General features: G+C 71.9%; 22 protein-coding genes. 12 read left to right on the plus strand and 10 right to left on the minus strand.

Features of this window, described 5'->3' with window-relative positions; genetic code table 11:
• Positions 1-104: 104 nt before the first annotated feature.
• The 6 genes from WN71_RS12290 to mscL all read left to right on the plus strand — a co-directional run bounded on the left by WN71_RS12290 (position 105) and on the right by mscL (position 6,159).
• The gene (locus WN71_RS12290; RefSeq protein WP_046588620.1) at positions 105-1,688 is read left to right on the plus strand and encodes a potassium/proton antiporter; all 1,584 of its coding nucleotides are present in this window, start codon (positions 105-107) and stop codon (positions 1,686-1,688) included.
• Between the two features lie 337 nt (positions 1,689-2,025).
• Positions 2,026-3,249: an MFS transporter gene (locus tag WN71_RS12295; RefSeq protein WP_420856494.1), complete on the plus strand. Its 1,224-nt coding sequence runs from the start codon at positions 2,026-2,028 to the stop codon at positions 3,247-3,249.
• A 67-nt stretch (positions 3,250-3,316) separates the two neighbouring features.
• A complete protein-coding gene (locus WN71_RS39725) occupies positions 3,317-3,646 on the plus strand; it encodes an FmdB family zinc ribbon protein (RefSeq protein ID WP_079177819.1) in 330 nt (109 codons plus the stop codon).
• A 151-nt stretch (positions 3,647-3,797) separates the two neighbouring features.
• Positions 3,798-4,631, plus strand: a complete 834-nt coding sequence (locus WN71_RS12300; protein WP_046588628.1) for an S-methyl-5'-thioadenosine phosphorylase — start codon at positions 3,798-3,800, stop codon at positions 4,629-4,631.
• A 403-nt stretch (positions 4,632-5,034) separates the two neighbouring features.
• Positions 5,035-5,517 carry a CpaB family protein gene (locus WN71_RS12305; protein WP_046588630.1) on the plus strand — a complete coding sequence of 161 codons (483 nt, stop codon included), beginning with the start codon at positions 5,035-5,037 and terminating at the stop codon, positions 5,515-5,517.
• A gap of 138 nt (positions 5,518-5,655) precedes the next feature.
• Positions 5,656-6,159 (plus strand): large conductance mechanosensitive channel protein MscL, encoded by a 504-nt coding sequence (gene mscL / locus WN71_RS12310; protein WP_046588632.1) that lies wholly within the window; start codon positions 5,656-5,658, stop codon positions 6,157-6,159.
• Between the two features lie 61 nt (positions 6,160-6,220).
• Here the strand turns inward: mscL and WN71_RS40870 are convergent, their stop codons facing one another.
• From WN71_RS40870 to pflB, 3 genes are all read right to left on the minus strand, one after another.
• Positions 6,221-6,397: a hypothetical protein gene (locus WN71_RS40870; protein ID WP_107469641.1), complete on the minus strand. Its 177-nt coding sequence runs from the start codon at positions 6,395-6,397 to the stop codon at positions 6,221-6,223.
• Positions 6,398-6,608: 211 nt separating this feature from the next.
• Positions 6,609-7,445: a pyruvate formate-lyase-activating protein gene (pflA, locus tag WN71_RS12315; RefSeq protein ID WP_046588633.1), complete on the minus strand. Its 837-nt coding sequence runs from the start codon at positions 7,443-7,445 to the stop codon at positions 6,609-6,611.
• A gap of 12 nt (positions 7,446-7,457) precedes the next feature.
• Positions 7,458-9,755, minus strand: coding sequence for a formate C-acetyltransferase (gene pflB, locus WN71_RS12320; protein WP_079177823.1), 2,298 nt, complete (start codon positions 9,753-9,755; stop codon positions 7,458-7,460).
• Between the two features lie 228 nt (positions 9,756-9,983).
• Here pflB and WN71_RS12325 point away from each other — a divergent pair, with 228 nt between their 5' ends.
• The 4 genes from WN71_RS12325 (at position 9,984) to WN71_RS12340 (ending at position 14,769) form a co-directional block, all read left to right on the plus strand.
• Positions 9,984-11,219 carry a low temperature requirement protein A gene (locus tag WN71_RS12325; RefSeq protein WP_046588637.1) on the plus strand — a complete coding sequence of 412 codons (1,236 nt, stop codon included), beginning with the start codon at positions 9,984-9,986 and terminating at the stop codon, positions 11,217-11,219.
• A 115-nt stretch (positions 11,220-11,334) separates the two neighbouring features.
• On the plus strand, positions 11,335-12,366 hold the full coding sequence (locus WN71_RS12330; RefSeq protein ID WP_206300064.1) for a P1 family peptidase: 1,032 nt from the start codon (positions 11,335-11,337) through the stop codon (positions 12,364-12,366).
• A gap of 223 nt (positions 12,367-12,589) precedes the next feature.
• A complete protein-coding gene (locus WN71_RS12335; protein WP_206300065.1) occupies positions 12,590-13,810 on the plus strand; it encodes a L,D-transpeptidase in 1,221 nt (406 codons plus the stop codon).
• Positions 13,811-14,022: 212 nt separating this feature from the next.
• Positions 14,023-14,769, plus strand: a complete 747-nt coding sequence (locus tag WN71_RS12340) for a DUF6227 family protein (RefSeq protein WP_046588643.1) — start codon at positions 14,023-14,025, stop codon at positions 14,767-14,769.
• A 118-nt stretch (positions 14,770-14,887) separates the two neighbouring features.
• Here WN71_RS12340 and WN71_RS12345 read toward each other — a convergent pair whose 3' ends face one another.
• The 5 genes from WN71_RS12345 to WN71_RS12365 form a co-directional block, all read right to left on the minus strand.
• A complete protein-coding gene (locus tag WN71_RS12345) occupies positions 14,888-15,157 on the minus strand; it encodes a hypothetical protein (RefSeq protein WP_046588646.1) in 270 nt (89 codons plus the stop codon).
• Between the two features lie 177 nt (positions 15,158-15,334).
• Positions 15,335-17,446 carry a PTS fructose transporter subunit IIABC gene (locus WN71_RS12350; RefSeq protein ID WP_046588648.1) on the minus strand — a complete coding sequence of 704 codons (2,112 nt, stop codon included), beginning with the start codon at positions 17,444-17,446 and terminating at the stop codon, positions 15,335-15,337.
• Between the two features lie 331 nt (positions 17,447-17,777).
• The gene (gene pfkB / locus WN71_RS12355) at positions 17,778-18,725 is read right to left on the minus strand and encodes a 1-phosphofructokinase (protein WP_046588651.1); all 948 of its coding nucleotides are present in this window, start codon (positions 18,723-18,725) and stop codon (positions 17,778-17,780) included.
• The gene (locus WN71_RS12360; protein ID WP_046588653.1) at positions 18,722-19,483 is read right to left on the minus strand and encodes a DeoR/GlpR family DNA-binding transcription regulator; all 762 of its coding nucleotides are present in this window, start codon (positions 19,481-19,483) and stop codon (positions 18,722-18,724) included. The genes pfkB and WN71_RS12360 overlap by 4 nt, the downstream gene beginning before the upstream one ends.
• Positions 19,484-19,890: 407 nt before the next feature.
• On the minus strand, positions 19,891-21,477 hold the full coding sequence (locus tag WN71_RS12365; RefSeq protein ID WP_240529637.1) for an MFS transporter: 1,587 nt from the start codon (positions 21,475-21,477) through the stop codon (positions 19,891-19,893).
• 272 nt (positions 21,478-21,749) lie between these two features.
• Between WN71_RS12365 and WN71_RS12370 the strand changes: the two genes are divergently transcribed.
• Positions 21,750-22,754 (plus strand): helix-turn-helix transcriptional regulator, encoded by a 1,005-nt coding sequence (locus WN71_RS12370; protein WP_046588655.1) that lies wholly within the window; start codon positions 21,750-21,752, stop codon positions 22,752-22,754.
• On the opposite strand, the gene WN71_RS12375 is transcribed toward WN71_RS12370, so the two are convergent.
• Positions 22,726-23,436: a TetR/AcrR family transcriptional regulator gene (locus WN71_RS12375; RefSeq protein ID WP_420856493.1), complete on the minus strand. Its 711-nt coding sequence runs from the start codon at positions 23,434-23,436 to the stop codon at positions 22,726-22,728. The two genes, WN71_RS12370 and WN71_RS12375, sit on opposite strands and share 29 nt — an antisense overlap.
• A gap of 494 nt (positions 23,437-23,930) precedes the next feature.
• Entirely contained in the window at positions 23,931-24,929 is a 999-nt protein-coding gene (locus tag WN71_RS12380) for a sigma-70 family RNA polymerase sigma factor (protein ID WP_046588658.1), read from the minus strand.
• Positions 24,930-25,136: 207 nt separating this feature from the next.
• Here WN71_RS12380 and WN71_RS12385 point away from each other — a divergent pair, with 207 nt between their 5' ends.
• Entirely contained in the window at positions 25,137-25,655 is a 519-nt protein-coding gene (locus tag WN71_RS12385; RefSeq protein WP_046588659.1) for a GNAT family N-acetyltransferase, read from the plus strand.
• Positions 25,656-25,697: the final 42 nt, after the last annotated feature.

The raw sequence follows: 25,697 nt of genomic DNA on the forward strand, positions 1-25,697 counted from the left end.
GCGCTTGACGCGGAGTCGGGTACCAGCACGGGACGGGGTTCGATCTTGCCGTCAAAAGCGTCAAGAAAGCGTCAAGAGTTAGGTAAGGTAACGAAGTAGTTGGTGTGGGACGGCTCGCTCCGCACCGGCCCGCATGTGCGCAGCGTCCACATGCGTTCAGGGATCGAGGAAAGGTACGGCCGCTGACTGTCCACCACCTCAACCAGCTTCTGCTCGTCTGCTCGCTCGTCCTGCTCATCGCCGTCGCAGCGGTCCGGATCTCCTCGCGCAGCGGGCTCCCCAGCCTGCTCGTGTACCTGGGGATCGGCGTCCTCATCGGCCAGGACGGCATCGGCGACGTCCACTTCGACAACGCCGAACTGACCCAGGTCATCGGCTACGCCGCCCTGGTCGTGATCCTCGCCGAGGGCGGCCTCGGCACGAAGTGGAAAGAGATCCGGCCGGCCCTCCCGGCGGCCACCGCGCTCGCGTCGGCGGGCGTCGCCGTGAGCGTCGGGGTCACGGCCGCGGGCGCGCACTGGCTGATCGGGCTGGAATGGCGGCAGGCGCTCATCATCGGCGCGGTGGTGTCCTCGACCGACGCGGCGGCGGTCTTCTCGGTGCTGCGCAGGGTCCCGCTCCCCGCGCGCGTGACGGGCACCCTGGAGGCGGAGTCCGGCTTCAACGACGCCCCCGTCGTCATCCTGGTCGTCGCCTTCTCCACCTCGGGTCGCGTCGAGCACTGGTACATCCTGATCGCCGAGATAGCCCTGGAGCTGGCCATCGGCGCCGTCATCGGCTGCGCGGTGGGCTGGCTCGGCGCCTGGGGGCTGCGGCACGTGGCGCTGCCCGCGTCCGGCCTCTACCCCATCGCCGTCATGGCCATCGCCGTCATGGCGTACGCCGCGGGCGCCCTGGCGCACGGCAGCGGCTTCCTCGCCGTCTACCTCGCGGCCATGATGCTCGGCAACGCCCGGCTGCCCCACTGGCCCGCCACGCGCGGGTTCGCCGACGGGCTCGGCTGGATCGCCCAGATCGGCATGTTCGTCCTGCTCGGCCTGCTGGTGACCCCGCACGAGCTGGGCGACGACATCGTGCCCGCGCTCGTCATCGGGCTGGTGCTCACCATGGTCGCGCGGCCCCTGAGCGTGCTGCTGTGCCTCACGCCGTTCCGGGTGCCCTGGCAGGACCAGACGCTCATGTCCTGGGCCGGGCTCCGGGGCGCCGTGCCCATCATCCTGGCGACCATCCCCATGGTGAACGGCGTCGACGGCAGTCAGCGCGTCTTCAACATCGTCTTCGTCCTGGTCGTCGTCTACACCCTCATCCAGGGGCCGACCCTGCCCTGGCTGGCCCGCACGCTGAACCTGCGCGAGGGCCCCGAGACGGCCGCCGACCTGGGGATCGAATCGGCGCCCCTGGAGCGGCTGCGCGGCCACCTCCTGTCGATCGCGATCCCCGAGGGCTCGCGCATGCACGGCGTGGAGGTCGACGAGCTGCGGCTGCCGCCCGGCGCCGCCGTCACCCTCGTCGTCCGGGAGGGGCGGTCGTTCGTGCCCGCGCCCTCCACGGTCCTGCGGCACGGCGACGAACTGCTGGTGGTCGCCACCGACCCGGTCCGCGACGCGGCGGAGCAGCGCCTGCGCGCGGTCGCCCAGGGCGGCAAGCTCGCGGGCTGGCTCGGCGTGAACGGCGCGCACGGGCATTAAGGGCACGTTTCGTAGTGTTCACACCCCTGTCGATGCCAGGCGGACGCGCCCTGTGGTGCTCACTTTCACAGGTGTCCCGCGGGATCACCCCTGTACGATGAAGCCAACCTGATCGAACCAACTCTGCCTGACGCAGAGCTGGCGCGACCGTATGGCGGCCGGCGCACCCACGAGGCGAACGCCGGTATCTACCGCAGTTACGCGCACCGAGGACAGCTCTCGGCGCCCCCGCACGGGCGCGCTACCAGGTGGCAGAAAGGCACGGGCCGTGGCTCCCACGGTCTCCGACGCGTCGGCGAAGAATTCGACGACGTCCTCCCGCACCGGCTACGGACAGCTGTTGCGCACGCCCGGCGCGTGGACGTTCCTGCTTCCCGGCTTCGCGGCGCGCCAGCCCTTCGCGATGCTGACCATCTCGATCGTGCTGCTCGTGCAGCACACCACCGGCTCGTACGGCGCCGCGGGCGCCGCCGCGGCGGCCACCGGCGTCTCGATGGCGCTTTTCGCGCCGTACAGCGGGCGCCTCGCCGACCGCTACGGTCAGCGCGCCGTGCTGCTGCCGGGCGTGCTGGTGCACACCGTGAGCGGGCTCACGCTCACGTCGCTCGCGCTGGCGCACGCGCCCCTGTGGGCGCTGTTCGTGGCGGCCGTCCCCACCGGCGCGTCCGTGCCGCAGATCGGCCCCATGGTGCGCTCCCGCTGGGGCGTCGCCCTGAAGGACTCCCCCCTGATGAGCACGGCGGCGGCGTTCGAGTCCGTCACCGACGAGCTCACCTTCGTCCTCGGCCCGCTGCTGGCCACCGCGCTGTGCACCGCCGTCACGCCGGCGGCCGGCCTCGTCACGGAGGCGTCGTTGACCCTCGTCGGCGGCCTGCTGTTCGCCGCACAGAAGGGCACGCAGCCGCCCGTGGCGGCCGCCGGGCACGCGCGCGTGGAGCGCGGCTCCGCTCTGCGCATCCCCGGCGTACGCGTCCTCATCGTGGCGTTCCTCGGCATCGGCTCCGTCTTCGGGGGCATGCAGGTCTCCCTGGCCGCGTTCACCGAGTCGATCGGCTCCCCGGGGCTGAACGGCGTCCTGTACGGCGTCTTCGCCGCGGGCAACATGCTCTCGGGGATCGTGTGCGGCGCCCTCGCCTGGCGGGTCGCGCCGCAGCATCGCCTGGTCGTCGGGTACGCCGCCCTCGCGCTGACCGCGTCCGCCCTGTGGACCGCCCACTCCGCGCTGTTCCTGGCCGGGCTCGGCCTCCTCGTCGGCATGTGCATCGCGCCCGCGCTGATCACCGGCTACACCCTGGTCGAGGGCCTGGTCCCGGCAGGGGCGCGCACCGAGGCGTTCACCTGGCTGACCGGTGCGGTCGCGCTGGGACAGGCCGCCGCGGTGACCGTCGCCGGACAGCTGGAGGACCACCTCTGGGGCGGTGCCGGGTTCCTCGTGCCGATGGCCGGTACGGTGCTGGCTCTGGCGACCCTCGTGACCCTGCGTTCACGGCTCGCCCCACGCTCCACCGCGCGCACCGTCGCACGTGGCATCGGTCACCGCGCGCCGGTGACGGTGGACTGATCCCCCGGAATACGTCACTATGGATCGTCGTTAGCACTCATCGAGTGAGAGTGCCAGGAGGAAGACAGTGCCGACCTACCAGTACCAGTGCACCGAGTGCGGCGAGGGCCTCGAGGCGGTGCAGAAGTTCACCGATGACGCCCTGACCGAGTGCCCCAACTGCAGTGGCCGCCTGAAGAAGGTGTTCTCCGCCGTCGGCATCGTCTTCAAGGGTTCCGGCTTCTACCGCAACGACAGCCGCGGCTCCTCGTCGAGCAGCTCCCCGGCGTCGTCGTCGAAGTCGTCGAGCTCTGCCGGCTCCTCGGACTCGTCGAGCTCGAGCACGTCCAGCACGTCCTCGTCGTCGTCCGACTCCAAGTCGACGTCGTCGAGCTCCGCCGGCACCTCCGCCGCCTGAGATTTCTTCCGAGAACCCTGCCGTCGTACGACGGCAGGGTTCTCGGCGTTCCCTGAGCGGGGCGGTAGGGCGCGGGCGGTGCCGGGCAGGACGGAGTGCGTGCCCCAGGCGGGCCCGAGACGCTCCTGGGCCGCCCCGATACGCTGCCGTCATGGCGAACGCAGAGATCGGTGTAATCGGCGGCTCGGGCTTCTACTCGTTCCTCGACGACGTGACCGAGATCCAGGTGGACACCCCGTACGGACCGCCCAGCGACTCCCTCTTCCTCGGCGAGATCGCCGGGCGGCGGGTGGCGTTCCTGCCCCGGCACGGGCGCGGCCACCATCTGCCGCCGCACCGGATCAACTACCGGGCCAACCTCTGGGCGCTGCGTTCCGTGGGCGTGCGCCAGGTCCTCGGCCCGTGCGCGGTGGGCGGTCTGCGCCCGGAGTACGGGCCGGGCACCCTGCTCGTGCCCGACCAGCTGGTGGACCGCACCAAGTCGCGGGTGGGGACGTACTTCGACGGCCTGCCGCTGCCGGACGGTGCGGTGCCGAACGTGGTGCACGTGTCCCTGGCCGACCCCTACTGCCCCGTGGGCCGGGCCGCCGCCCTCAAGGCGGCACGCGGCCGGGACTGGGAGGCCGTGGACGGCGGCACGCTGGTGGTGATCGAGGGGCCGCGCTTCTCGACCCGCGCCGAATCGTTGTGGCACCAGGCGCAGGGCTGGTCGATCGTCGGCATGACCGGCCACCCCGAGGCGGCGCTCGCCCGTGAACTGGAGCTCTGCTACACATCGTTGACCCTGGTCACCGACCTCGACGCGGGCGCCGAGAGCGGTGAGGGCGTCTCGCACGAGGAGGTCCTTCGGGTCTTCGCCGCGAACGTGGACCGGCTGCGCGGCGTGCTGTTCGACGCGGTGGCCGCCCTGCCGGACGGCGGAGAGCGGGACTGCCTGTGCACTCAGGCGCTGGGCGGGATGGACCCGGGGTTCGAGCTGCCGTAGCCGTCGCGGTGGCTTGGTGTGATCGAGCGGGGCGGGGCGGGGCGGGAATCAAGCCGGGCCTGATGAGTCGAGCCGGGCGGCAGGCAGGCAGGCGGGCGGGCGGGCGGAGGGGGAAGTCCTCGTTCGGGTGAGGAAGTTGTCCACAACCGGTCGGTAGTACACCGGCCCGAGCGAGCGGCGGCGCGAGGCCCCATCGTGGCCTCACAGCCCGATCACTCGTCGCAGGTGGTGGTTCCCCATGCCCCTTCCCCCTCGCCCGTCCTCTCCCCACCCGTCAGCCCCTCACCCTTCAGCCCCTCACCCGTCCTCTGCTTCGTCTCCCCAGCCGCCCCCGCCCCCGTCCTTCCCGCCGCCGTACTTCTCCGCGCACCCGCCCGGCGCCGACACCCCCGCCACGTGCGAGGTGCCGCAGTTCGATCCCGTACGGGTGCGCGGCGGGCGCCATCAACTGCAGCGGCTCGTACGGCACCGCCGCCGGGCCCTGGCGGCCGGGCTCGCGGTCACCGCGGCCGCGCTCGTGGCGGCGGGCCCACGCTCCGGCGCGAACCCGCACCACGGCGAACGGGCACGCGGGCACCCGGCGGCGACACCCGCGCGGCCGCATCGCGCTGCCCGCCCGGTGACGGCGCCCGTACGGATCGCCGACGCCGCCACGGTCCGGCTGCTGCGGCCCGGTGACCGGGTCGACGTCATCGCGGCCGGCGACGAGGCCAACGGCGCGGCGGCCCAGGTGATCGCGCGGGGCGCGCGCGTCGCGGCCGTCCCCGAGCCGCTGGACGAGTCCGCCGGCAGCGGGGCCCTGGTCGTGCTGCGGGTACCGCGTTCCACTGCCGCCCGTCTGGTCGGCGCGAGCGCGACGGCACACCTGGCGGTGACGCTGTGCTGAGCCTCGTGTACCGGCTGCTGGGAGATCTCGTCCCAAATACCTTGCGCGGAAGGGGTGATTGGACAGGGGGACCGCTCCGTGCCGTAGGTTGCGGACCTGTTCGTTCCACACCCCCTGCATGCAAGGAGAGTCCCCTACGTGGCCGAGAAGAAGGGACCGAGCGTCTGGCAGGGCTTCAAGTCCTTCCTGATGCGCGGCAATGTCGTCGATCTGGCAGTCGCGGTGGTCATCGGCGCGGCCTTCACGAACATCGTGAACGCGGTGGTGAAGGGCGTCATCAACCCGCTGGTGGGTGCTGTCGGCACGAAGAACCTCGACAGCTACAGCTCGTGTCTGCAAGCCCCTTGCAAGGTGGCGGCGGACGGCACGATCCAGAGCGGTGTGCCGCTCCTGTGGGGCACGGTTCTGGGTGCCGCGCTGAACTTCGTGATCACCGCGGCGGTGGTCTACTTCCTGATGGTGCTGCCCATGGCGAAGTACCTGTCCCGCCTGGAGGCGCGCAGGAGGGCTCGCGAGGGCACGCACGAGGTCATCGAGGTGACCGAGCTGGAGGTGCTGAAGCAGATCCGCGACAGCCTGGTCGCGCAGCGTGGTCCCGGCGGCCCCGGCGGTCATGGCGGTCCCAGCCAGGGCCTGCGCTAGACGCGCGCCGACGCGGGTGCCGAGGCGCCCGCGCGGCGGCGGTGGCCGTCGGACGACGGGCTCAGAGGTGGTGGGGCGGCTTCTCGTCGAGGAAGCGCTTCAGGTCGGCGGCGCTGTCGGCCTCGCTCCGCTCGCCCCACCCGCGGTCGGTGTCGTCCGACGACTGCTGGTCCATCGGGTCGTCGAAGATCAGCGCGGTCTTCGGCCGGCTCGGCTCGGGGGTCGGGGTGCTGCTCATGCGTCCAGGGTACGGCGCCGGAGGCGACCGTCGCCCGGACCGCCGGCCCGACCTGAGCGAGGGGACGGGGCGGACCGGCGGGACCGGGCCGGGCGGGGAGCCCGGGGAGGCCGCGCCGCCCGAGGGGCCAGGCCAGGCCAGGCGGACCGGGCTGTGCGGCGGCGGTTCCGTGCCGGACGCGGACGGCTCCGCACCCGCGGGCCCGTGCCGCTCAGACGGCGTTCAGACCGTGAGCGGCGAAGATGCTCCGGGCCAGGTTCGTCTGCTCGGTGGTGGGTACGGGGGTGTCACTCAGGGTGAACGGCCTGTGCAGCGCACGCCATTTGGCCTCGCCCAGCTTGTGGAAGGGCAGCACGTCGACCCGTGTGACATTGCCGAGGGACGCGGCGAACGCGGCCACTCCGTCGATGTTGTCCGGGTGGTCGGTGAGGCCCGGGACGAGCACGAACCGCACGTGGACCTCCTTGCCGAGGTCGGCGAGGCGCCGGGCGAAGGCGAGGGTCGGGTCGAGATGGCGGCCCGTGACCCGCTGGTAGGTGGCGCGGTCCCAGGACTTGATGTCCAGCAGGACGAGATCGGTGTCCCGCAGCAGCGCGTCGGTCGCCCGCGAGCCGAGGAACCCGGAGGTGTCCAGGGCGGTGTGCAGCCCGAGTTCGTGCTTGAAACGGTGGAGCAGCTCGCCGGTGAACACCGGCTGGAGCAGCGGCTCGCCCCCGCTGATGGTGGCGCCGCCGCCTGCGGCCGCGATGAAGTGCGTGTACCGGGAGGCCTCGGCGACGACCTCGTCGGCCGTGGTGCGCTTGCCGTCGCGCATGCGCCAGGTGTCGGGGTTCTGGCAGTACAGGCAGGTCAGCGGACAGCCGGACAGGAAGACGACGAACCGGCTGCCGGGGCCGTCGACACCGGTCGACAGGTCCCACGAGTGGACCGACCCCACGACCGGCCGCTGCATGACTGCGGCGGCCGGGGTGGCGGGGGCGGACAGCGCGGCGGGCGGGCGGGCCGCCCGCGGCGGCGTGGCCGCCGCGGGCGCAGGAAGCGCGGTCATCGTTCCTCGCTCTCAGAGCGAACCGTGGAAGGTCCGGTTGATGACGTCGAGTTGCTGCTCGCGCGTGAGGCGGACGAAGTTGACGGCGTAGCCGGAGACCCGGATGGTCAGCTGCGGGTACTTCTCGGGGTGCTCCATCGCGTCCTGGAGGGTCGCCTTGTCGAGGACGTTGACGTTCATGTGGAAGCCGCCTTCGGCCATGAAGCCGTCGAGCACGCCGCTGAGGTTGCCGACCCGTTCCTCAGGGCTGCGGCCCAGGGCGCCGGGGGTGATCGTGTTGGTCAGCGAGATGCCGTCCTCCGCGTCGTCGTACGGGAGTTTGGCGACGGAGAGCGCCGCGGCGATGTAGCCGTGCTGGTCACGGCCGTTCATCGGGTTGGCACCGGGCGCGAAGGGGGTACCGGCGCGGCGGCCGTCGGGCGTGTTGCCGGTCTTCTTGCCGTAGACGACGTTCGAAGTGATCGTCAGCACCGACTGGGTGTGCACCGCGTTGCGGTACGTCGGGTGGCGGCGGACCTTTTCCATGAACTCGTGGACGATCCAGCGGGCGAGGTCGTCGGCCCGGTCGTCGTTGTTGCCGTACGCCGGGTAGTCGCCCTCGACGACGTAGTCGACGGCGAGACCGGTCTCGTCGCGGACGACCTTGACGCGCGCGTGCTTCATGGCGGACAGCGAGTCGGCGGCGACGGACAGTCCGGCGATGCCACAGGCCATGGTGCGCAGGATCTGCCGGTCGTGCAGGGCCATCTCGAGCCGCTCGTAGGCGTACTTGTCGTGCATGTAGTGGATGATGTCGAGCGCCTGGACGTAGGTCTTCGCGAGCCAGTCGAGCATGATGTCGTAGCGGGCGAGGACGGTGTCGTAGTCGAGCTCGTCGTCGGTGATCGGCTCGAGGCCCTCGACGATCGTCTTGCCGGACATCTCGTCGCGGCCGCCGTTGATGGCGTACAGCAGGGCCTTCGCGACGTTGACGCGGGCTCCGAAGAACTGCATCTGCCGGCCCATGGCCATGGCGGAGACGCAGCAGGCGATGGCGGTGTCGTCGCCGTACTTGGGCCGCATCAGTTCGTCGGACTCGAACTGCAGGGCGCTGGATTCGATGGCGATCTGCGAGGCGAACCTCTTGAACGGCTCGGGCAGGCGCTGCGACCAGAAGACGGTGAGGTTCGGTTCGGGGGCGGGGCCGAGGTTGCGCAGGGTGTTGAGGGCGCGGAAGGTGGTGCGGGTGACGAGGGGGCGCCCGTCCTCGCCGATGCCGGCCATCGACCAGGTGACCCAGGTGGGGTCGCCGGAGTAGAGCTCGTTGTACTCGGGGGTGCGCAGGAAGCGCACGATGCGCAGCTTGATGACGAAGTCGTCGATGAGTTCCTGCGCCTCGGTCTCGGTCAGGGCGCCGGCTTCGACGTCCCGCTGGAGGTAGACGTCGAGGAAGGCGTCGATGCGGCCGATCGACATGGCGGCGCCGTTCTGTTCCTTCACGGCGCCGAGGTAGGCGAAGTAGAGCCACTGGACGGCCTCGCGGCCGGTGCGGGCGGGGCCGGAGATGTCGTAGCCGTAGGAGGCGGCCATGGCCTTGAGTTCGGCGAGGGCCCGGATCTGCTCACTGGTTTCCTCGCGTTCCTGGATGACCTGCTCGGTGGGCCACTCGGCGTCGAGGAGGGCCTTGTCCGCCTTTTTGGCGGCGATGAGCCGGTCGACGCCGTAGAGGGCGACGCGGCGGTAGTCGCCGATGATGCGGCCGCGGCCGTAGGCGTCGGGCAGGCCGGTGATGATTCCGGAGGAGCGGCAGGCGCGGATCTCGGGCGTGTAGGCGTCGAAGACACCGTCGTTGTGGGTCTTGCGGAGCTTGGTGTAGATCTCCCGGACGGCAGGGTCGGGCTCGTAGCCGTAGGCGCGCAGGGCGCCCTCGACCATGCGCCAGCCGCCGTTGGGCATGATGGCGCGCTTGAGCGGGGCGTCGGTCTGGAGGCCGACGACGAGGTCGAGGTCGCGGTCGATGTAGCCGGGTGCGAAGGCGTCGATGCGGGAGGGGGTGCTGACGTCGACGTCGTGGACGCCCCGCTCGATCTCGGTGGGGAACATCGCGAGGAGCTTGTTCCAGACCTTCGTGGTGCGCTCGGTGGGGCCCGCGAGGAAGGCGTCGTCACCCTCGTAGGGGGTGTAGTTCTGCTGGACGAAGTCGCGCACGTCGATGGAGTCGCGCCACAGGCCCCCGCGGAATCCCTTCCAGGCGCCGTCCGGCGTCGTGCCGGGCGCCGTCGGCGGCGTGGCAGGCACCGCAGTCGTGGATTCCGTCGGAGTGGCAGTCATGGCCGGCACCTTCCGCATCGCTCGGTGAATACCCATCCATTGCACGCCCGCGGCGCCGCGGCGGGGCACGGCAACCGTCCTCGATCGGGGGCCGAAGGTCCCGGGTCGGGCGGGTGGGGTCGACGCAGGCACGCTCTGACCTGTACGTTCTCCCGCCCCGCACGACTCCCGTCCACTTGTGAACGTCTTCACAAGATTTTCCGGTCGTTGTCTGCTGTGCTGGGAGCCATGACGTCACGTTCGGACTCCTCGCCGGCCGCGGGCGCGCGCCCCCGGCCGGGCGGTCTGCGCAGGCTCACCGCACGCGGCCGGGACGAGGCCCACCGGGCCTCCACACCGCTCGAGCTCTTCTTCGACCTGTGTTTCGTGGTGGCGATCTCCCAGGCGGGCGTGGAACTGGTGCACGCCCTCGCCGCGGGGCACGCGGGCACCGGCCTCCTGAACTACGCGATGCAGTTCTTCGCCATCTGGTGGGCCTGGATGAACTTCACGTGGTTCGCCTCGGCGTACGACAACGACGACCCGCTGTACCGGATAGTCACCCTGGTGCAGATCGCCGGCGTGCTCGTGCTGGCCGCCGGGGTCTCCCAGGCCTTCGACAGCCATGACTTCTTCGTGGTCTGGCTCGGCTATCTGATCATGCGCCTGGCGATGGCGACGCAGTGGCTGCGCGCCGCGCGGGACGCCGAGGGCGCGGAGCGGACGATGGCGCTGCGGTACGCGACGGGCGTGCTGCTGTGCCTGGTCGGCTGGCTGGGCCTGGTGCTGCTGCCGGAGCCCGCGCGCCCCTGGGTGTTCCTCGTGATGGTGATCGCAGAACTGTGCGTGCCGCTGTACGCGGAGCGCGACTACGCGACCGCCTGGCACCCGCACCACATCTCCGAGCGGTACGGCCTGTTCACGATCATCGTGCTCGGCGAGACGATCGCGGCGGCCACGGTGGCGGTGAAGTCGGCCGTCGACGAGCACGACGCGCTGAGCGATCTGCTGCCGATCGCGGCGGGCGGGCTGCTGATCGTGTTCTCCGCCTGGTGGATCTACTTCGTGGTGCCGATCCACGGGCACCTGCGCTCCAACCGGCAGGCGTTCCTGTGGGGCTACGGCCACTACCTGATCTTCGCGTCGGCGGCCGTGATCGGTGCGGGTCTGGAGGTCGCGGTCGAGGAGGCCGTGGGCACGGCCCACATCTCCACGCTGGCCGCCTCGTCGGCGGTGACCCTCCCGACGGCGCTGTACCTGCTCACCGTGTGGGCGCTGCACTCCCGCCACTTCAAGGTGGGCATCGCCCAGCAGGCGGTGCTGCCGGTCACGGCGCTCCTGGTCATCTGCTGCACCTTCCTGCGCGACTGGGCGGTCCTCGCGGCCGGTCTCGTGTGCGCGCTGGCCGTGGCGGTCGGCACGACGCTGACGGCGCGGACGGCGTCCGCGGGGAGTGCGGCGGAGGCGGACGCGCCCGCCGCGTGATTGCGGCCGGGACGGCACGAGCCGACCGGGGTGAGGGGCTCCGGCCGGGGCAACCGGAGCCGGCCGGGGCCATCGGATCCGGCCGGCGCCTCGGGGCCTGGGCGAGACTGAGCTCATGACAGTCGACGCTTTGACGGACGTCGCGGGCCTGCGGGTGGGGCATGCCACCCGCAGGGGCGACGGGTGGCTCACCGGCACGACGGTCGTCCTCGCTCCGCAGGACGGGGCGGTCGCCGCCGTGGACGTGCACGGCGGCGGCCCCGGCACCAAGGAGACGGACGCCCTCGACCCGCGCAACGTCGTACAGAGGGTCCACGCGGTCGTGCTGACCGGCGGGAGCGCGTACGGGCTCGACGCCGCGTCGGGGGTGATGAGCTGGCTCGAGGAGCAGGGGCGCGGCGTACGGGTGGGCGCGGACCCGGCGCACGTCGTGCCGGTGGTGCCCGCCGCATGCGTCTTCGACCTGGGGCGCGGTGGCTCCTTCGGCGCTCGGCCGGACGCGGCGACCGGGCGCGCCGCGGTCGAGGCGGCCGTGGCGAGCGCGCCGGGCGCGCAGGTAGCGGAAGGGTGCGTGGGCGCCGGGACGGGCGCGGCGGCGGGGCCGCTCAAGGGGGGTGTCGGCACCGCGAGCGCCGTTCTCGGTTCGGGCGTCACGGTCGCCGCGCTGGTCGTCGTCAACGCGGCCGGGTCGGTGGTGGATCCGGCGACGGGGGCGCTGTACGGCGAGTTCTTCGCGGGGCGCGTGGAGTATCCGGACGAGCGCGTGCACGAGAACGCGCGCCGGAGGCTGACCGAGAGCGCCGCGACGCACGCGCCTCCTCCGCTCAACACGACGCTCGCCGTGGTCGCCACGGACGCGGAACTGTCGAAGGCGCAGGCGCAGAAGATGGCGGGCACGGCGCACGACGGGATCGCGCGCGCCGTGCGCCCGGTGCATCTGATGCATGACGGCGACACGGTGTTCGCGCTGGCCACGGGGGCGCATCCGCTCGCCCCGGGCGACCCGCTCGCGCTCAACGACATCCTCGCGGCGGGCGCGGACGTCGTGACGCGCGCGATCGTACGGGCCGTGCGCGCCGCCGAGTCGGTGGAGACGCCCGGTGGAGTGTGGCCGTCCTACCGGGAGTTGTACGGCGCGGGGAGGTAGCGGGGCGCGGGGGCGCGGTGCCAAGCGGGGGCGCGCGGGGAGGCGTTGGGGGCGGGAGCGGTCCTGCGCGCCGGGCGTGAGGGAAGGGCCGCGCGCCCTCGTTTGTCCCGGTTCTGTCACGCAACGATCCGCGTGCCGCTCGGCGGGAACTGCCCGGCTCCCGAAGCCCTCTTTGTTCACGCACCGGAGCGGATCACGCACATCACACGAACTGGGGGACTCCGTGACAAGGCCGAACATAGCAGCGCGGCGCGCATGGGCGGCCTGTGCCGCCCTCGTGGTCGGCAGCCTCACCCTGACCGCGTGCGGTGGCGACGCCAAGGCCGACACCGACAACGGCAAGAGCGGCGCCGGCACGGCCAGGACGTCGACGGCCAGGATCGTGATCTCGGCCAAGGACGGGTCCACGGGCGCGTCGATCAACACGACCGGCGTGAAGGTCAGCGACGGCAAGCTGACCGACGTGAAGATGACGGTGGCCGGGTCGGGCGAGGCGGTGCCGGGCGCGATCTCCGCCGACGGGGCCGCCTGGAAGCCGAAGGAGCAGCTGGAGCGGGGCACCAAGTACCAGATCTCCGCGACCGCGAAGGACGGCAGCGGGCAGACGGCGGCCGCCAACTCCATCTTCACCACCGTCACTTCGTCCAACAGCTTCATCGGCACCTACGCGCCGGACAACGGCACCACGGTGGGTGTCGGGATGCCGGTGTCGTTCACCTTCGACAAGGCCATCAGCGACCGGAAGGCGGTGCAGTCCCACATCACGGTGTCCTCCAGCAGCGGACAGCAGGTCGTGGGGCACTGGTTCGGGACGCAGCGGCTCGACTTCCGGCCCGAGCAGTACTGGCAGGCCGGTTCCAAGGTGACGGTGAAGATCGACCTGGACGGCGTGCAGGGCGCGAGCGGCGCCTACGGCGTGCAGAAGAAGACGGTGACGTTCACCGTCGGGCGCTCGCAGGTCTCCACCGTGGACGCCGACACACAGACCATGACGGTCGTACGGGACGGCAAGACGTTCAAGACGATCCCCGTGTCCACGGGCAGCCCGGAGCACACCACCTACAACGGGCAGATGGTGATCTCCGAGAAGTTCGAGCAGACCCGGATGAACAGCCAGACGGTCGGGCTGGGCGGCGAGTACGACATCGCAGACGTGCCGCACGCGATGCGCCTCACCTCCTCGGGCACCTTCATCCACGGCAACTACTGGTACAACCAGAGCAATCCGCCGTTCGGGCAGGCCGGTACGAGCCATGGCTGCGTGGGTCTCGCGGACACGCAGGGCGGGGGCGGCGCCACTCCCGCGAAGTGGTTCTACGACAACTCGCTCGTCGGCGACGTGGTGATCGTCAAGAACTCCCCGGACAAGACGGTCACCCCGGACAACGGGCTCAACGGCTGGAACATGCCGTGGAACGAGTGGACGGCCGGCAGCGCCGTCTGATCCACCTGGGCGCCACTCGCCAAAGACGGTCATGATCTGGGGATATGCCGTCTGAGCAGCGGCTTCTGACAGTCCGTCGGGCCGCGCGGGAACATTCCGCGCGGCCCGAACGTTTTCGGTGAGCACGTTTTCTCGGTTCCAGGACATGATGTCCGACCGAGGGGCTACGGTATGCACCCACAAGGTGACATGCAGCAACGCCGGGAGAAGCCTTGAGCGTTCCGTACGAGACGACAGCGTACGAACCACCCGAGTCGCCGGAGTCTCCGGAGGAGCACCTCGCGCGACTGCTGGGGCGCGCGCTGAACTCCTTCGAGCTGCCCGACGAGACGATACGGCTGCTCGACTGCGCGCTGGCGCACGACAGTTCGCTGCACTCCGCGCACCACAGCGCGGGGCTGCACCGGGAGACGTACCGGCACACATGGCTGCTGGCGGACGGCTCCGCGCTCACGCTGTGGGAGCTCGTCCACAACACCGTCCCCGGCGGCGACCCGCAGCACGAGGTGTACGTGGACGAGGAGGAGCTGCGCACGGCGACCACCCGGCTGCCGCTGCCGTCGGACGCGCCGGACTTCGAACTGCCCGTGCTGGTGCAGTTGTCACCGGTCCCCGGTCCGCGCCACGCGTACGCGCCGGACGACTCCGCCGATCACGCGCGCAGGCTGCTGCGCCGGGCGGAGAACGCGGACGTGCCGGACGCGGAGACGCTCGCGTTATTGCGCTCGGCGTTCGCGCACCAGATCACCCAGGCGTTCGGGCGCCCGTGCCGGGCCGGCCGCGTGGGTCTGTGCTTCTCGCTCTACGAGCACGCGTTCCTGCTGCGTGACGGCAGGGAGATCTCCCTGTGGGAGGTCGAGCACACGGCGACGCCCGACGGCCGTCACATGTGCGAGGTGTACAACACCGAGGACGCGGCGCGGGACGCCATGGAACGGCGGGCCGCCCAGCTGTCCTGAGACATCGTTCCCACGACACCGCCCCCACGACACCGCTCCTACGACACCGCTCCTACGACTCGGCGCCGCGACCCGTTCGGGGCGGGCGCCGGAATGACCGGGGAACGCCGCGGTACGGCTAGCGGCCGTCGGCGAGCTGTCGTACGAGACCCGCGAAGGCGTCCTGTTCGGCCGGAGTCAGCTCCACGGCCTCCAGGTGGGGGCCGGACTGGCGGGGCTGCGGGAGCGCGGGGAGCTCCTGCCCCGGCGTCAGTCCGGCCGGGCGGCGCGGGGCGTCGCCGTGGCGGTAGCGGCGAGCGACCCGCGACAGGCCGGTCACCCATATCGCGGTCGCCAGGGCGAGGAAGACCACACCCACCGGCTGGATGATGGAGACGTGCTCAGGCATGACGCCAGTAGACACCACGGTTGGGGCCTTTGACCGCGCACCGTGACGTATCTCGCAGGTGGCCTGAACAACACATCAAACGGCGCAAGCGCCCCAAAGGCGGCGCATGCCGATCGGCCGCACTCCCCCGGCTGGGCAGTGCGGCCGATCGGCCGGAGGGTCCGTCCTGTCGCTCGGTCAGGCGGCGACAGGCTGCGTGGACTCCGTCTTCGTGGCGGCCGCACCGTCCGCCGCACCTCCGGCGGTGCCGGTCGGGGCCTGCTTGCGCAGGCCCTTCAGGGCGACGACGAGCGCCGTGGCCGCGCACATGCCCGCCGCGATGGCGACCAGGTAGAGGAACGGGTTGCCGATCAGCGGGACCACGAAGATGCCGCCGTGCGGGGCGCGCAGCGTGGCGCCGAACGCCATGGACAGGGCTCCGGTGATCGCGCCGCCCACCATGGAGGACGGGATGACGCGCAGCGGGTCGGCCGCCGCGAAGGGGATCGCTCCTTCGGAGATGAAGGAGGCTCCGAGGACCCAGGCGGCCTTGCCGTTCTCGCGCTCCGTCGCGGTGAAGAGCCTGGGGCGCACGGTGGTGGCCAGGGCCATCGCCAGCGGCGGGACCATGCCGGCCGCCATCACGGCCGCCATGATCTTCATCGCGGAGTCGCTCGGGTTGGCGACCGCGATACCGGCGGTGGCGAAGGTGTACGCGACCTTGTTGACCGGTCCGCCGAGGTCGAAGCACATCATCAGACCGAGCAGGGCGCCGAGCAGGACGGCGTTGGTGCCGGTGAGGCCGTTCAGCCAGTCCGTCATGCCCTTCTGGGCGGAGGCGATGGGCTTGCCGATCACGACGAACATGAGGAACCCGACGATGGCCGAGGAGATCAGCGGGATCACCACCACCGGCATGATCCCGCGCAACGCGGCCGGGATCCGCACCTTCTGGATCGCCAGCACCACGCCACCGGCGATGAGACCGGCGGCCAGGCCGCCGAGGAAACCGGCGTTGATGGTCGTCGCGATCATGCCGCCGACGAAGCCGGGCACCAGGCCGGGCCGATCCGCCATGCCGTAGGCGATGTAGCCGGCCAGGACCGGGACCAGGAAGCCGAACGCGACCCCGCCGATCTGGAAGAGCAGCGCGCCCCAACTGTCGGACTGCGTCCACACGAAGTGGTTCATGACGGAGGGGGCGTTCTTGATCTCGTACCCGCCGATCGCGAACCCGAGGGCGATCAGCAGACCGCCGGCCGCGACGAAGGGCACCATGTAACTGACGCCCGACATCAGCCATTTACGGAGCTTGGTGCCGTAGCCCTCGCCGGGGTCGCCTGAGCGTTCGACGGGGGTCGCGTGCGCCGCGGGCGTGGTGGCCTCGCCGCGCGCGGCCTTCTCGCGCACCTCGCCGATCAGTTCGGCGGGCCGGTTGATGCCCGCCTTCACGCCGACGTCGACGGTCGGCTTGCCCGCGAAGCGCTCCTTGTCGCGGACGGGCACGTCGTGGGCGAAGATCACGCCGTCCGCCGCCGCGATCACGGCCGGGTCGAGCCGGGTGAAGCCGGCCGAGCCCTGAGTCTCCACGACGACCTCGACACCCGCCTCCCGGCCAGCGTTCTCCAGGGACTCGGCCGCCATGTAGGTGTGGGCGATGCCGGTCGGGCAGGAGGTGACGGCGACGACGCGGAACGGTCGCGCGCCGGAGGCTCCCGCGCTCGCCGTGGGGCGCGCGTCGTCGGCGCTCGCGCCGGGCGCGGGGACCGTACTGCCCGCCGCTGCGCCGGCGGAGGCCGCCCCCGGCGCCGCAGCGGTGTCTTCGGGGGCGCTCACGGCACCCTTCGCGCCGCCCTGAGCGCCGCCCGCGCCCTCGCCGCTGATGAGCGCCGCCGCGGTGTGCGCGTCGGCGGCCGACCGCAGCGCGGAGGTGAAGTCGGCGTTCATCAGCTGTCGGGCCAGGGACGACAGGATCGTCAGGTGGGCGTCGTCGGCGCCGGCGGGTGCGGCGATCAGGAAGATCAGGTCGGCGGGGCCGTCCGGGGCACCGAAGTCGATGCCCGCGGCGCTGCGCCCGAAGGCGAGCGTCGGCTCGGTGACGTGAGCGCTGCGGCAGTGCGGGATGCCGATGCCGCCGTCCAGGCCGGTCGGCATCTGTGCCTCGCGGGCGGCCACGTCGGCGAGGAAGCCCTCCAGGTCGGTCACCCGGCCCAGGGCCACCATGCGTTCGGCGAGCGCGCGCGCCGCCGCTTGCTTGGTGTCGGCGGACAGGTCGAGATCGACCAGGTCCGCGGTGATCATGTCGCTCATCGCGGGCTCCTTAGCGCGCGTATCGCCCGGGGTGCGGAGTGGGCGGGGGTGGGGACGGGGGTGCTTCGGGGAGGGGTGACGGCCGTGACGGGGCCGGCCGTGACCGGGCCGGTCGTGGCGCGGCCTGTCCCGGCGGAAGCCGTCGTCGTGCGGTCCGTCGTCGTGCGGTCCGTCGTCGTGCGGCTGGGCGGGGTGGGGAACGGGGAGTTCCACCTCAGGACCACTCGCGAGATCTTCGGTTTGGTCCGCCGCGACATCCGTCGGGGAAACGGTCGCGCGGGTGGGCGTACGTCCGCCGTCGGGGCGCCGGTTCGCGCGGCGGGCGGGCGGGTCATGGCGCCGGTTCCGTCAGTTCGCGGTCCGTCGGGACCTCCGTCGTGACCGTCACCGCGGACGGGTCCAGGTCGGCCGGGGCCGGCATCACACTGCCCGGCAGCCGGACGGCCGCCGCGCCGTGCGCGACCGCGGAGGCCAGCGCCTCGGGACCGCTGCCGCCGGCGATCAGGAAGCCGGCGAGCGAGGAGTCGCCCGCGCCGACGTTGCTGCGTACGACATCCACGCGCGCGCTGCCGAACCAGGCGCCCGCGTCGTCGACGAGCAGCTGCCCGTCGGCGCCCAGGCTCGCGAGCACGGCGCGCGCGCCCATCGCGCGCAACTCCTCGGCCGCCTTGAGCGCGTCGCCCACGGTCGTCAGGGGGCGCGCGACGGCCGCCGCGAGCTCCTCGGCGTTCGGCTTCACCACGTCGGGCCGCTCGCGCAGCGCCTCGAGGAGCGCACGCCCCGAGGTGTCCAGTGCGATGCGCGCGCCCCCGGCGTGCGCCCGCGCGACCACGTCGGCGTACCAGGACGGCGCGAGCCCCCGCGGCAGGCTTCCGCAGCACGCGATCCAGTCGGCGTCGACCGACTGCGCGCGCACCGTCTCCAGGAGCAGTTCCTGTTCGGCGGCGGACAGTTCCGGGCCCGGCGCGTTGATCTTGGTGAGGACCCCGTCCGCTTCCGCGAGCGCGATGTTCGAGCGGGTGGCTCCGGCGACCGGGACGGGCGCGACCTCGATGCCCTGCGCGTCGAGCAGGTCCGCGACGAGCGCGCCCGGCGCACCGCCCAGGGGCAGTACGGCGACCGTGCGCCGGCCGGCGGCGGCGACGGCGCGGGAGACGTTGACGCCCTTGCCGCCGGGGTCCATGCGCTCGCCGGAGGCGCGGATGACCTCGCCTCGCTCCAGGGACGGCACCTCGTAGGTGCGGTCCAGGGACGGGTTGGGGGTGACGGTGAGGATCATGCGCGCACCACTTCCGTGCCACCGCGCTCGATGTCGGCGGCGTTCTCGTCGCCGAGCCCGCTGTCGGTGATCAGCAGGTCCACGTCGGCCAGGTCGCCGAAGCGGGCGAAGTGCTCCTCGCCGTGCTTGGCGGAGTCGGCGAGCAGCACCACCCGGCGGGCCGCGGCCACGGCGGCCCGCTTCACCGCGGCCTCCGCGAGGTCGGGGGTGGTCAGGCCCTGGGCGGCGGAGAAGCCGTTGGCGGCGACGAACAGCACGTCGGCGCGGATCTCGCCGTAGGCGCGCAGGGCCCAGGCGTCGACGGCGGCGCGCGTACGGTGCCGTACGCGCCCCCCGACCAGGTGGAGCTGGATGCCGGGGTGGTCCGCGAGGCGGGCCGCGATGGGCAGGGAGTGCGTGACGACGGTGAGCGAGGCCTCCAGCGGGATGGCGGCGGCCAGGCGGGCGACGGTCGTACCGGCGTCGAGAATCACCGTGCCTTCGGCGGGCAGCTCGGCGAGGGCCGCTTTGGCGATGCGGTCCTTCTCGTCGGCGGCCGTGCCCTCGCGTTCGGCGAGGTCCGGCTCGAAGTCGAGGCGCCCGGCGGGGAGGGCGCCGCCGTGCACACGGCGCAGCAGTCCGGCGCGGTCGAGGGCCTTCAGGTCGCGGCGGATGGTCTCAGCCGTCACCTGGAACTCCTCGGCCAGCGATACGACGTCCACCCGGCCGCCGTCGCGGGCGAGCCGCAGGATCTCCTGCTGCCGCTCCGGTGCGTACATGTCGCTTCGCCTTCCGCCGTGGTGTCCGGTCCTCCGCAGTGGCGCCCGGTCGTGATGTCCGACCGCTTCCGCCCGGTGCCCGAATTTGTGGATTTCTTGGGAGGCTACGCCGCCGTTTTCGAAAAGTAAACAGGTTCGGAAACGAATCGGGCATGAACGGGCATGGGCAGGCGTGAGCGGGCACGCGGTCCCGCCCGCCTCCGTGCCCGGCCGGGCATGGCGAACGCCCGACCGGACATGGCGGAGGACCGACCGGACATGGCAGAGGACCGACCGGACACGGCGGAAGACGGACCCGGCCCGGCGGACATGGCAGAGGCCCCCCCGGGCATGGCGGAGGGCCCGGTACCCCCTCGGGTACCGGGCCCTTCCAGGACGAGGATCGCGCCCCGTCACCGACCGCGTCCTCAGCCCGACCGGCCCGCCAACTCCCGCTCGTCCGCCAACTCCCGCTCGTCCGCCAACTCCCGGTCGTCCGCCTCCCGTCCGGCGGCCGCCGACAGCTCGTCACTCACGTCCGCCCGTTCTTCCGCCTGCCCCTCGCCCTGGTCCTCCGCCTGCCCCTCGCCCTGGTCCTCCCCCTGTCCCTCGCCCTGGTCCTCGGACTGCCCCTCCAGATGCTGCGCCGGGCGCTTCGGCAAGGCGGACATCAGCAGGAAGATGACGCCCAGCACGGCCGCCACCCACCAGAGCGCGTGCTGGAAGGCGTGGACGAAGGCCGGGCGCACCTGGGTCCGGACGAGGTGGTCCGGGATCACGCCGTAGAAGACCACGGACACCAGGCCGAGTCCGAGCGCGTTGCCCATCTGCTGCACGGTGTTGATCAGGCCGGAGGCCGAACCGGCGTGCTCGCGCGGCACGCCCGACAGCACCGCGTCGGTCAGCGGCGCGACGATCAGCCCCATGCCCGCGCCCATCACGACCAGCGGGAGCGCCATCTGCCAGGAGGCGATGCCGAGACCGTAGCGGTGGGCCTCCCACAGGTAGATCAGGACGCCCGCGGCCATCACGAGGGCGCCCGCCTGGAGCACCTTGCGGCCGAAGCGCGGCACGAGCTTCTGGACGGACATCCCGGCGGCGGTCGAGACCGCGAGGGAGAAGGGAACGCCGGTCAGCCCGGCGTGCAGCGGGCTCCAGCCGAGGCCGATCTGCATGTACAGCGTCCAGACCAGGAAGAAGATGCCGAGGGAGACGCCGAAGACGGTCTGCACGGCGATGCCCGCGGCGAAGCTCTTCACGCGGAACAGCGAGAGTTCGATCAGCGGGGAGCCGTCGCGGGTCGCCTTGCGCCGCTCGTAGGCGACCAGTGCCGCGAAGACGGCGAACGCGCCGGCCATGGACGCGTACCCCCACAGCGGCCAGCCCAGCTCGCGGCCCCGGGTCAGCGGGTAGAGCAGCATCAGGAGGCCGAGCGTCACCAGCGCGACGCCGACGAGGTCCAGCTTCAGCGCCTTCGGGGCGCGGGACTCCGTGATGAAGCGGCGGCCGAGGAGGAGGGCCGCGATGCCGACGGGCAGGTTGATGAGGAAGATCGGCCGCCACTCCAGGCCGAACAGGTTCCACTCGGTGAGCAGGGCGCCGAGCAGCGGGCCGGAGACCGCGCCCAGCCCGACGATCGCGCCGAACAGGCCGAACACCTTGCCCCGCTCGTGCGCGGGGAAGGTCGCGTGCACGATCGACAGCACCTGCGGCACCATCATCGCCGCCATGCCGCCCTGGAGGAAGCGCGAGGCGACGAGCATCTCCGGGTTCGCGGCGAAGCCGCACAGCGCGGAGGCGATCGTGAAGCCGCCGACGCCGATGAGGAAGAGCCGCTTGCGGCCGTGGATGTCGCCGAGCCGCCCGCCGGTGATCAGGCCCGCGGCGAACGCGAGCGCGTAACCGGCGGTGATCCACTGGATCTGGCTGAAGGTGGCGCCCGCGTCCTTCTGGATGGACGGGATGGCGATGTTGACGATCGTGACGTCGACGAGATCCATGAAGGCGGCGGCCATCACGATGGCGAGGGCGAACCAGCGACGGCGGTCACCCGCGGCGCCACCACCCCGGCCCACGCCGACCGCCCCGCCGTCCGCCGGGGTCGGGACGCTGTCCGTCGCCGGGACCGGAACGCCGTCCGCCGGGACCGGAACGCCGTCCGTCGGGAGGGGAACGCCGTCCGTCGGGAGGGGGACGCTGTCCGAAAGGTGTTCGGTGGAGGTCATGCATCCAAGCTAGAAGCCAAATAGGTCAGATCATGTCCTAGATCTACGGCATCCTCGGACGCATGACGACGGATACGCCGGCCCGGCTGCTCCAGCTCCTCTCCCTCCTCCAGACGCCCCGCGAATGGCCGGGCGGCGAGCTCGCCGATCGGCTCGGGGTGTCCCGGCGCACGGTGCGCCGCGATGTCGACCGGCTGCGCGAACTCGGCTACCCGGTGCAGGCGTCCAAGGGCGCCGACGGCGGCTACCGGCTGGTCGCGGGCAAGGCGATGCCGCCCCTGGTGCTGGACGACGAGGAGGCCGTGGCGATCGCGGTCGGCCTGCGGGCGGGTGCCGGGCACGCGGTGGCGGGCGTGGACGAGGCGTCCGTACGGGCGCTGGCGAAGCTGGAGCAGGTGCTGCCCTCCCGGCTACGGCACCGGGTCAGCACCCTCCAGGCCGCGACGACGCCGCTCACCAGCGGGGACGGCGCGAGCATCGCACCCGAGACGCTGACCGTGATGGCCTCGACGGTGGCGGGACACGAACGGCTGCGGTTCGCCTACCGCGCGGGCGACGGCACCGAGTCCCGGCGCCTGACCGAGCCGCACCGGCTCGTGTCGACGGGCCGGCGGTGGTACCTCGTGGCCTACGACCTCGACCGCGCCGACTGGCGCACCTTCCGCGTGGACCGGGTGAGCGAGCCGTTCGCGACGGGTATGCGGTTCGCTCCGCGGGAGCTGCCGACGGGGAGCGCCGCGGAGTACCTGCGCCGGTCGATCCACCGACGGCAGGAGACGTACGACTACGACGTCACGTTCGAGGCCTCCGCCGAGGCGCTCGGCCGCAAGCTGCCGGCCTGGCTGCCGCAGCCGGAGCCCCTCGGGGAGGGGCGCTGCCGGCTGCGGGGGTCGAGCGAGGACCCCGTGGAGTGGATGGCGGTACGGCTGGCGATGGTGGGACACGACTTCACCGTCACGGCCCCTGATGAACTGGTCGCTCGCGTACAGGAGTTGGGGGCACGGCTGGTACGGGCGGGAAAGCCGGGCCCGACAGGCCTCACTCCCCCGCCGACTTCTCCCAGCTGAACCCCCGCAGCGCCTCGACATTGCGCAGTGCCAGGGCCGTCGGGCCCTCGGGTCCGGTGGCCGACTCGTCGCCCGTCGCCCAGGACTCCACCGCCACGCGTACGGCGGCGCTCGCCACGGCCGCGGCGAAGCGCAGGCGCGGGGAGGCGGCGAGGCGCGGGGCAACGTTGTCGGGGCCGCCGCCGCTCCCCACCCGTTCCGCCAGCACGTCCGCCAGGATCCGCTCCGAGTCCTGGCAGACCTCCGCCCACACCTTGCGTGCGGCGGGGCTGTCCTCGGCCAGGCGGACCAGGGTGCGGACCCACTCCCAGGAGGCGGCCGAGACGCCGACGCCCGGGGTCAGGGTGTGCCGTACGGCGTACTCCAGGGCGTCCACCACGGACAGCTCGGGCGGTGCCGTGCGGACGGCGTCCGTCCAGCGCAGGGAGCCCGCCGCGTACAGCGGGGCGATGGCCTCTTCCTTGGTGGCGAAGTAGCGGTAGAAGGTGCGGGGGGCGATCCCGGCCCGCTGGGCGATGTCCTCCGCGCGGGTGGCGCGCAACCCCTGCTGCACGAAGAGCGCGGCCGCCGCGCGGGCGATCTCCATCCGGGTGGCTTCCTTGCGCCGTTCGGTCAGTGACCTGGACGAAGCGTGGGAGGGGGTCGAAGCGGAGGGTCTACGCGCGGGGGTGGGGCTACTCACATCGGCAGGCTATGCCGCTGTGGCACAATCTGCCATTCGGCGGGCCACCCCGGGGTTCAGGTACGGGGTGCCCCGCCCCTCGGCGCGCCCGCACGAAAAGAGCCGGGCCCCGGCGCCTGGGGGGAGTGGCACCGAAGCCCGGCTCGGGGAAAGTCCCGGCGCCGGGGGGGAGTGCGACGGGACGTGGCTCAATGGTTCAGCGATTCAGTGGTTCAGTGGTTCAGCGCGGTGCGGTGCGGTGCGACAGCGGTCGGGACCCGAACTCCCGGGCCTACGAAACCCCTTGGGTCCCGAACTCCCGGTGCCCGACTCACGGACCCCGAACTCACGGGTCCCGAACTCCGGGGCCGCGAACTCCTGACCCTCGAACTCCTGGGCCCCGCAAGGTTGTTCCCGGCGCTCCGGGGCTCGAAGCGGCGTTCCAACGCCATGTTTGCGCCGTCTTTCGCCACCCCGGGCACCGTCGTGAGCGCCTCTTGCGGATCCCGTCGCGATCAGGCCGCCGCGTCGAACCCGGTCTGCCGTGCGAGCTTCTTGAGCTCCAGCAGCGCGTGCTTCTCGATCTGGCGGATGCGCTCCCGGGTCAGCCCGTGCTCCTTGCCGACCTCGGTCAGGGTGCGCTCGCGGCCGTCCTCGATGCCGTAGCGCATCTTGATGATGGAGGCCGTGCGCTGGTCCAAGCGGCCGATCAGGTCGTCGAGTTCCTCGCTGCGCAGCAGCGTGAGCACCGACTGCTCCGGGGAGACCGCGGAGGTGTCCTCCAGGAGGTCCCCGAACTGCGTATCGCCGTCGTCGTCCACCGACATGTTGAGCGAGACCGGGTCACGGGCCCAGTCCAGCACGTCGATGACGCGCTCCGGGGTCGAACCGAGCTCGGCCGCGATCTCGGCGGGCTCCGGCTCGCGGCCGTTCTCGCGGTTGAACTCCCGCTGTACGCGCCGGATCCGGCCCAGCTCCTCCACCAGGTGGACGGGCAGGCGGATGGTGCGCGACTGGTCGGCTATCGACCGCGTGATGGCCTGACGGATCCACCAGGTCGCGTACGTCGAGAACTTGAAGCCCTTGCGGTAGTCGAACTTCTCGACCGCGCGCACCAGGCCGGCGTTGCCCTCCTGGACGAGGTCGAGGAGCGGCAGACCGCTGCGCGGGTAGCGCCGGGCCACGGCGACCACGAGACGGAGGTTGGACCGGATGAAGACGTCCTTGGCCCGCTCGCCCTCGGCGTACAGAGCCTCGAGTTCCTCGCGGGTGGCGTCCGACGCGGACTCCTCCTCGCCGTCGAGGACCTGCCGCGCGAACACACCCGCCTCGATGGTCTGGGACAGCTCGACTTCCTTGGCGGCATCGAGCAGCGGTGTGCGCGCGATCTCGTCGAGATACATGCCGACCAGGTCGCGATCGGCGATCTCGCCGCCATGGGCGCGAACACTGCTTGCCGCGCCGGAGGTCTCGCCGGTGGCGGACTTACGACGGGCGACGGCACGGGTTGCCATGCGTGCTCCCTTGCGATGGTGGCTGGCGGGTGGTCCTTGGACGCTCGGCTACTGCGGCGAGCCCGACCGGACCTGTCCAGGTCCTCGGACTCTCCTCGAGTGCCCGCGTTCAATGGGAACAACGACTGGAATCAGGACAGAATTCCCAACCCGCCCTCCGATTTTTCTGATCTTGCAGTACCCTGTCCGGCCACAGAGGGAGACACGATGCCGCCAGAGCGTGCAGAGGTGCAGGTCAGGCCGGGAGCCGAGACCGATCTCGACGCCCTCACCGAGATCTACAACCACTACGTGCGTGAGACGCCCATCACATTCGACACCGTCCCTTTCACCCCGGAAGAACGCCGCCCTTGGCTGCTCTCCCACCCTGAAGACGGCCTGTACCGCCTGAAGGTTGCCGTGGCCACGGACTCACAGCGGATTCTCGGATACGCCACTTCCTCGGCTTACCGGGCGAAGCCCGCCTATGCCACGTCCGTGGAGACGACCGTGTACGTCGCCCCGGACGCCGGCCGCCGGGGCATCGGCACCCTGCTGTACGCGTCGCTGTTCGAGGCCCTGGCGGACGAGGACCTGCACCGGGCGTACGCGGGCATCGCGCAGCCCAACGAAGCGTCCGCGCGGCTGCACGAACGCTTCGGGTTCCGCTACGTCGGCACCTACCGGGAGGTGGGGCGGAAGTTCGGCCGCTACTGGGACGTGGCCTGGTACGAGAAGGACCTCTGACCGGGCACCGGTGCGCGGCCTGGCACGAGAAGGCCTCCGACC

The sequence above is a fragment of the Streptomyces mangrovisoli genome (genome assembly GCF_000974985.2).
In the GTDB taxonomy this organism is placed as follows: domain Bacteria; phylum Actinomycetota; class Actinomycetes; order Streptomycetales; family Streptomycetaceae; genus Streptomyces; species Streptomyces mangrovisoli.

Bases quoted from the DNA above. Each gene is read 5' to 3' on its own strand.
- WN71_RS12300 (WP_046588628.1), top strand. From the start codon at position 3,798: ATGGCGAACGCAGAGATCGGTGTAATCGGCGGCTCGGGCTTCTACTCG.
- pfkB (WP_046588651.1), bottom strand. From the start codon at position 18,725: ATGATCCTCACCGTCACCCCCAACCCGTCCCTGGACCGCACCTACGAG.
- WN71_RS12385 (WP_046588659.1), top strand. From the start codon at position 25,137: ATGCCGCCAGAGCGTGCAGAGGTGCAGGTCAGGCCGGGAGCCGAGACC.
- pflB (WP_079177823.1), bottom strand. From the start codon at position 9,755: ATGACTGCCACTCCGACGGAATCCACGACTGCGGTGCCTGCCACGCCG.
- WN71_RS12360 (WP_046588653.1), bottom strand. From the start codon at position 19,483: ATGTACGCACCGGAGCGGCAGCAGGAGATCCTGCGGCTCGCCCGCGAC.
- WN71_RS40870 (WP_107469641.1), bottom strand. From the start codon at position 6,397: ATGAGCAGCACCCCGACCCCCGAGCCGAGCCGGCCGAAGACCGCGCTG.
- WN71_RS12325 (WP_046588637.1), top strand. From the start codon at position 9,984: ATGACGTCACGTTCGGACTCCTCGCCGGCCGCGGGCGCGCGCCCCCGG.
- pflA (WP_046588633.1), bottom strand. From the start codon at position 7,445: ATGACCGCGCTTCCTGCGCCCGCGGCGGCCACGCCGCCGCGGGCGGCC.
- WN71_RS12345 (WP_046588646.1), bottom strand. From the start codon at position 15,157: ATGCCTGAGCACGTCTCCATCATCCAGCCGGTGGGTGTGGTCTTCCTC.
- WN71_RS12330 (WP_206300064.1), top strand. From the start codon at position 11,335: ATGACAGTCGACGCTTTGACGGACGTCGCGGGCCTGCGGGTGGGGCAT.
- WN71_RS12380 (WP_046588658.1), bottom strand. From the start codon at position 24,929: ATGGCAACCCGTGCCGTCGCCCGTCGTAAGTCCGCCACCGGCGAGACC.
- WN71_RS12350 (WP_046588648.1), bottom strand. From the start codon at position 17,446: ATGAGCGACATGATCACCGCGGACCTGGTCGATCTCGACCTGTCCGCC.
- WN71_RS12370 (WP_046588655.1), top strand. From the start codon at position 21,750: ATGACGACGGATACGCCGGCCCGGCTGCTCCAGCTCCTCTCCCTCCTC.
- WN71_RS12365 (WP_240529637.1), bottom strand. From the start codon at position 21,477: ATGGCCGCCGCCTTCATGGATCTCGTCGACGTCACGATCGTCAACATC.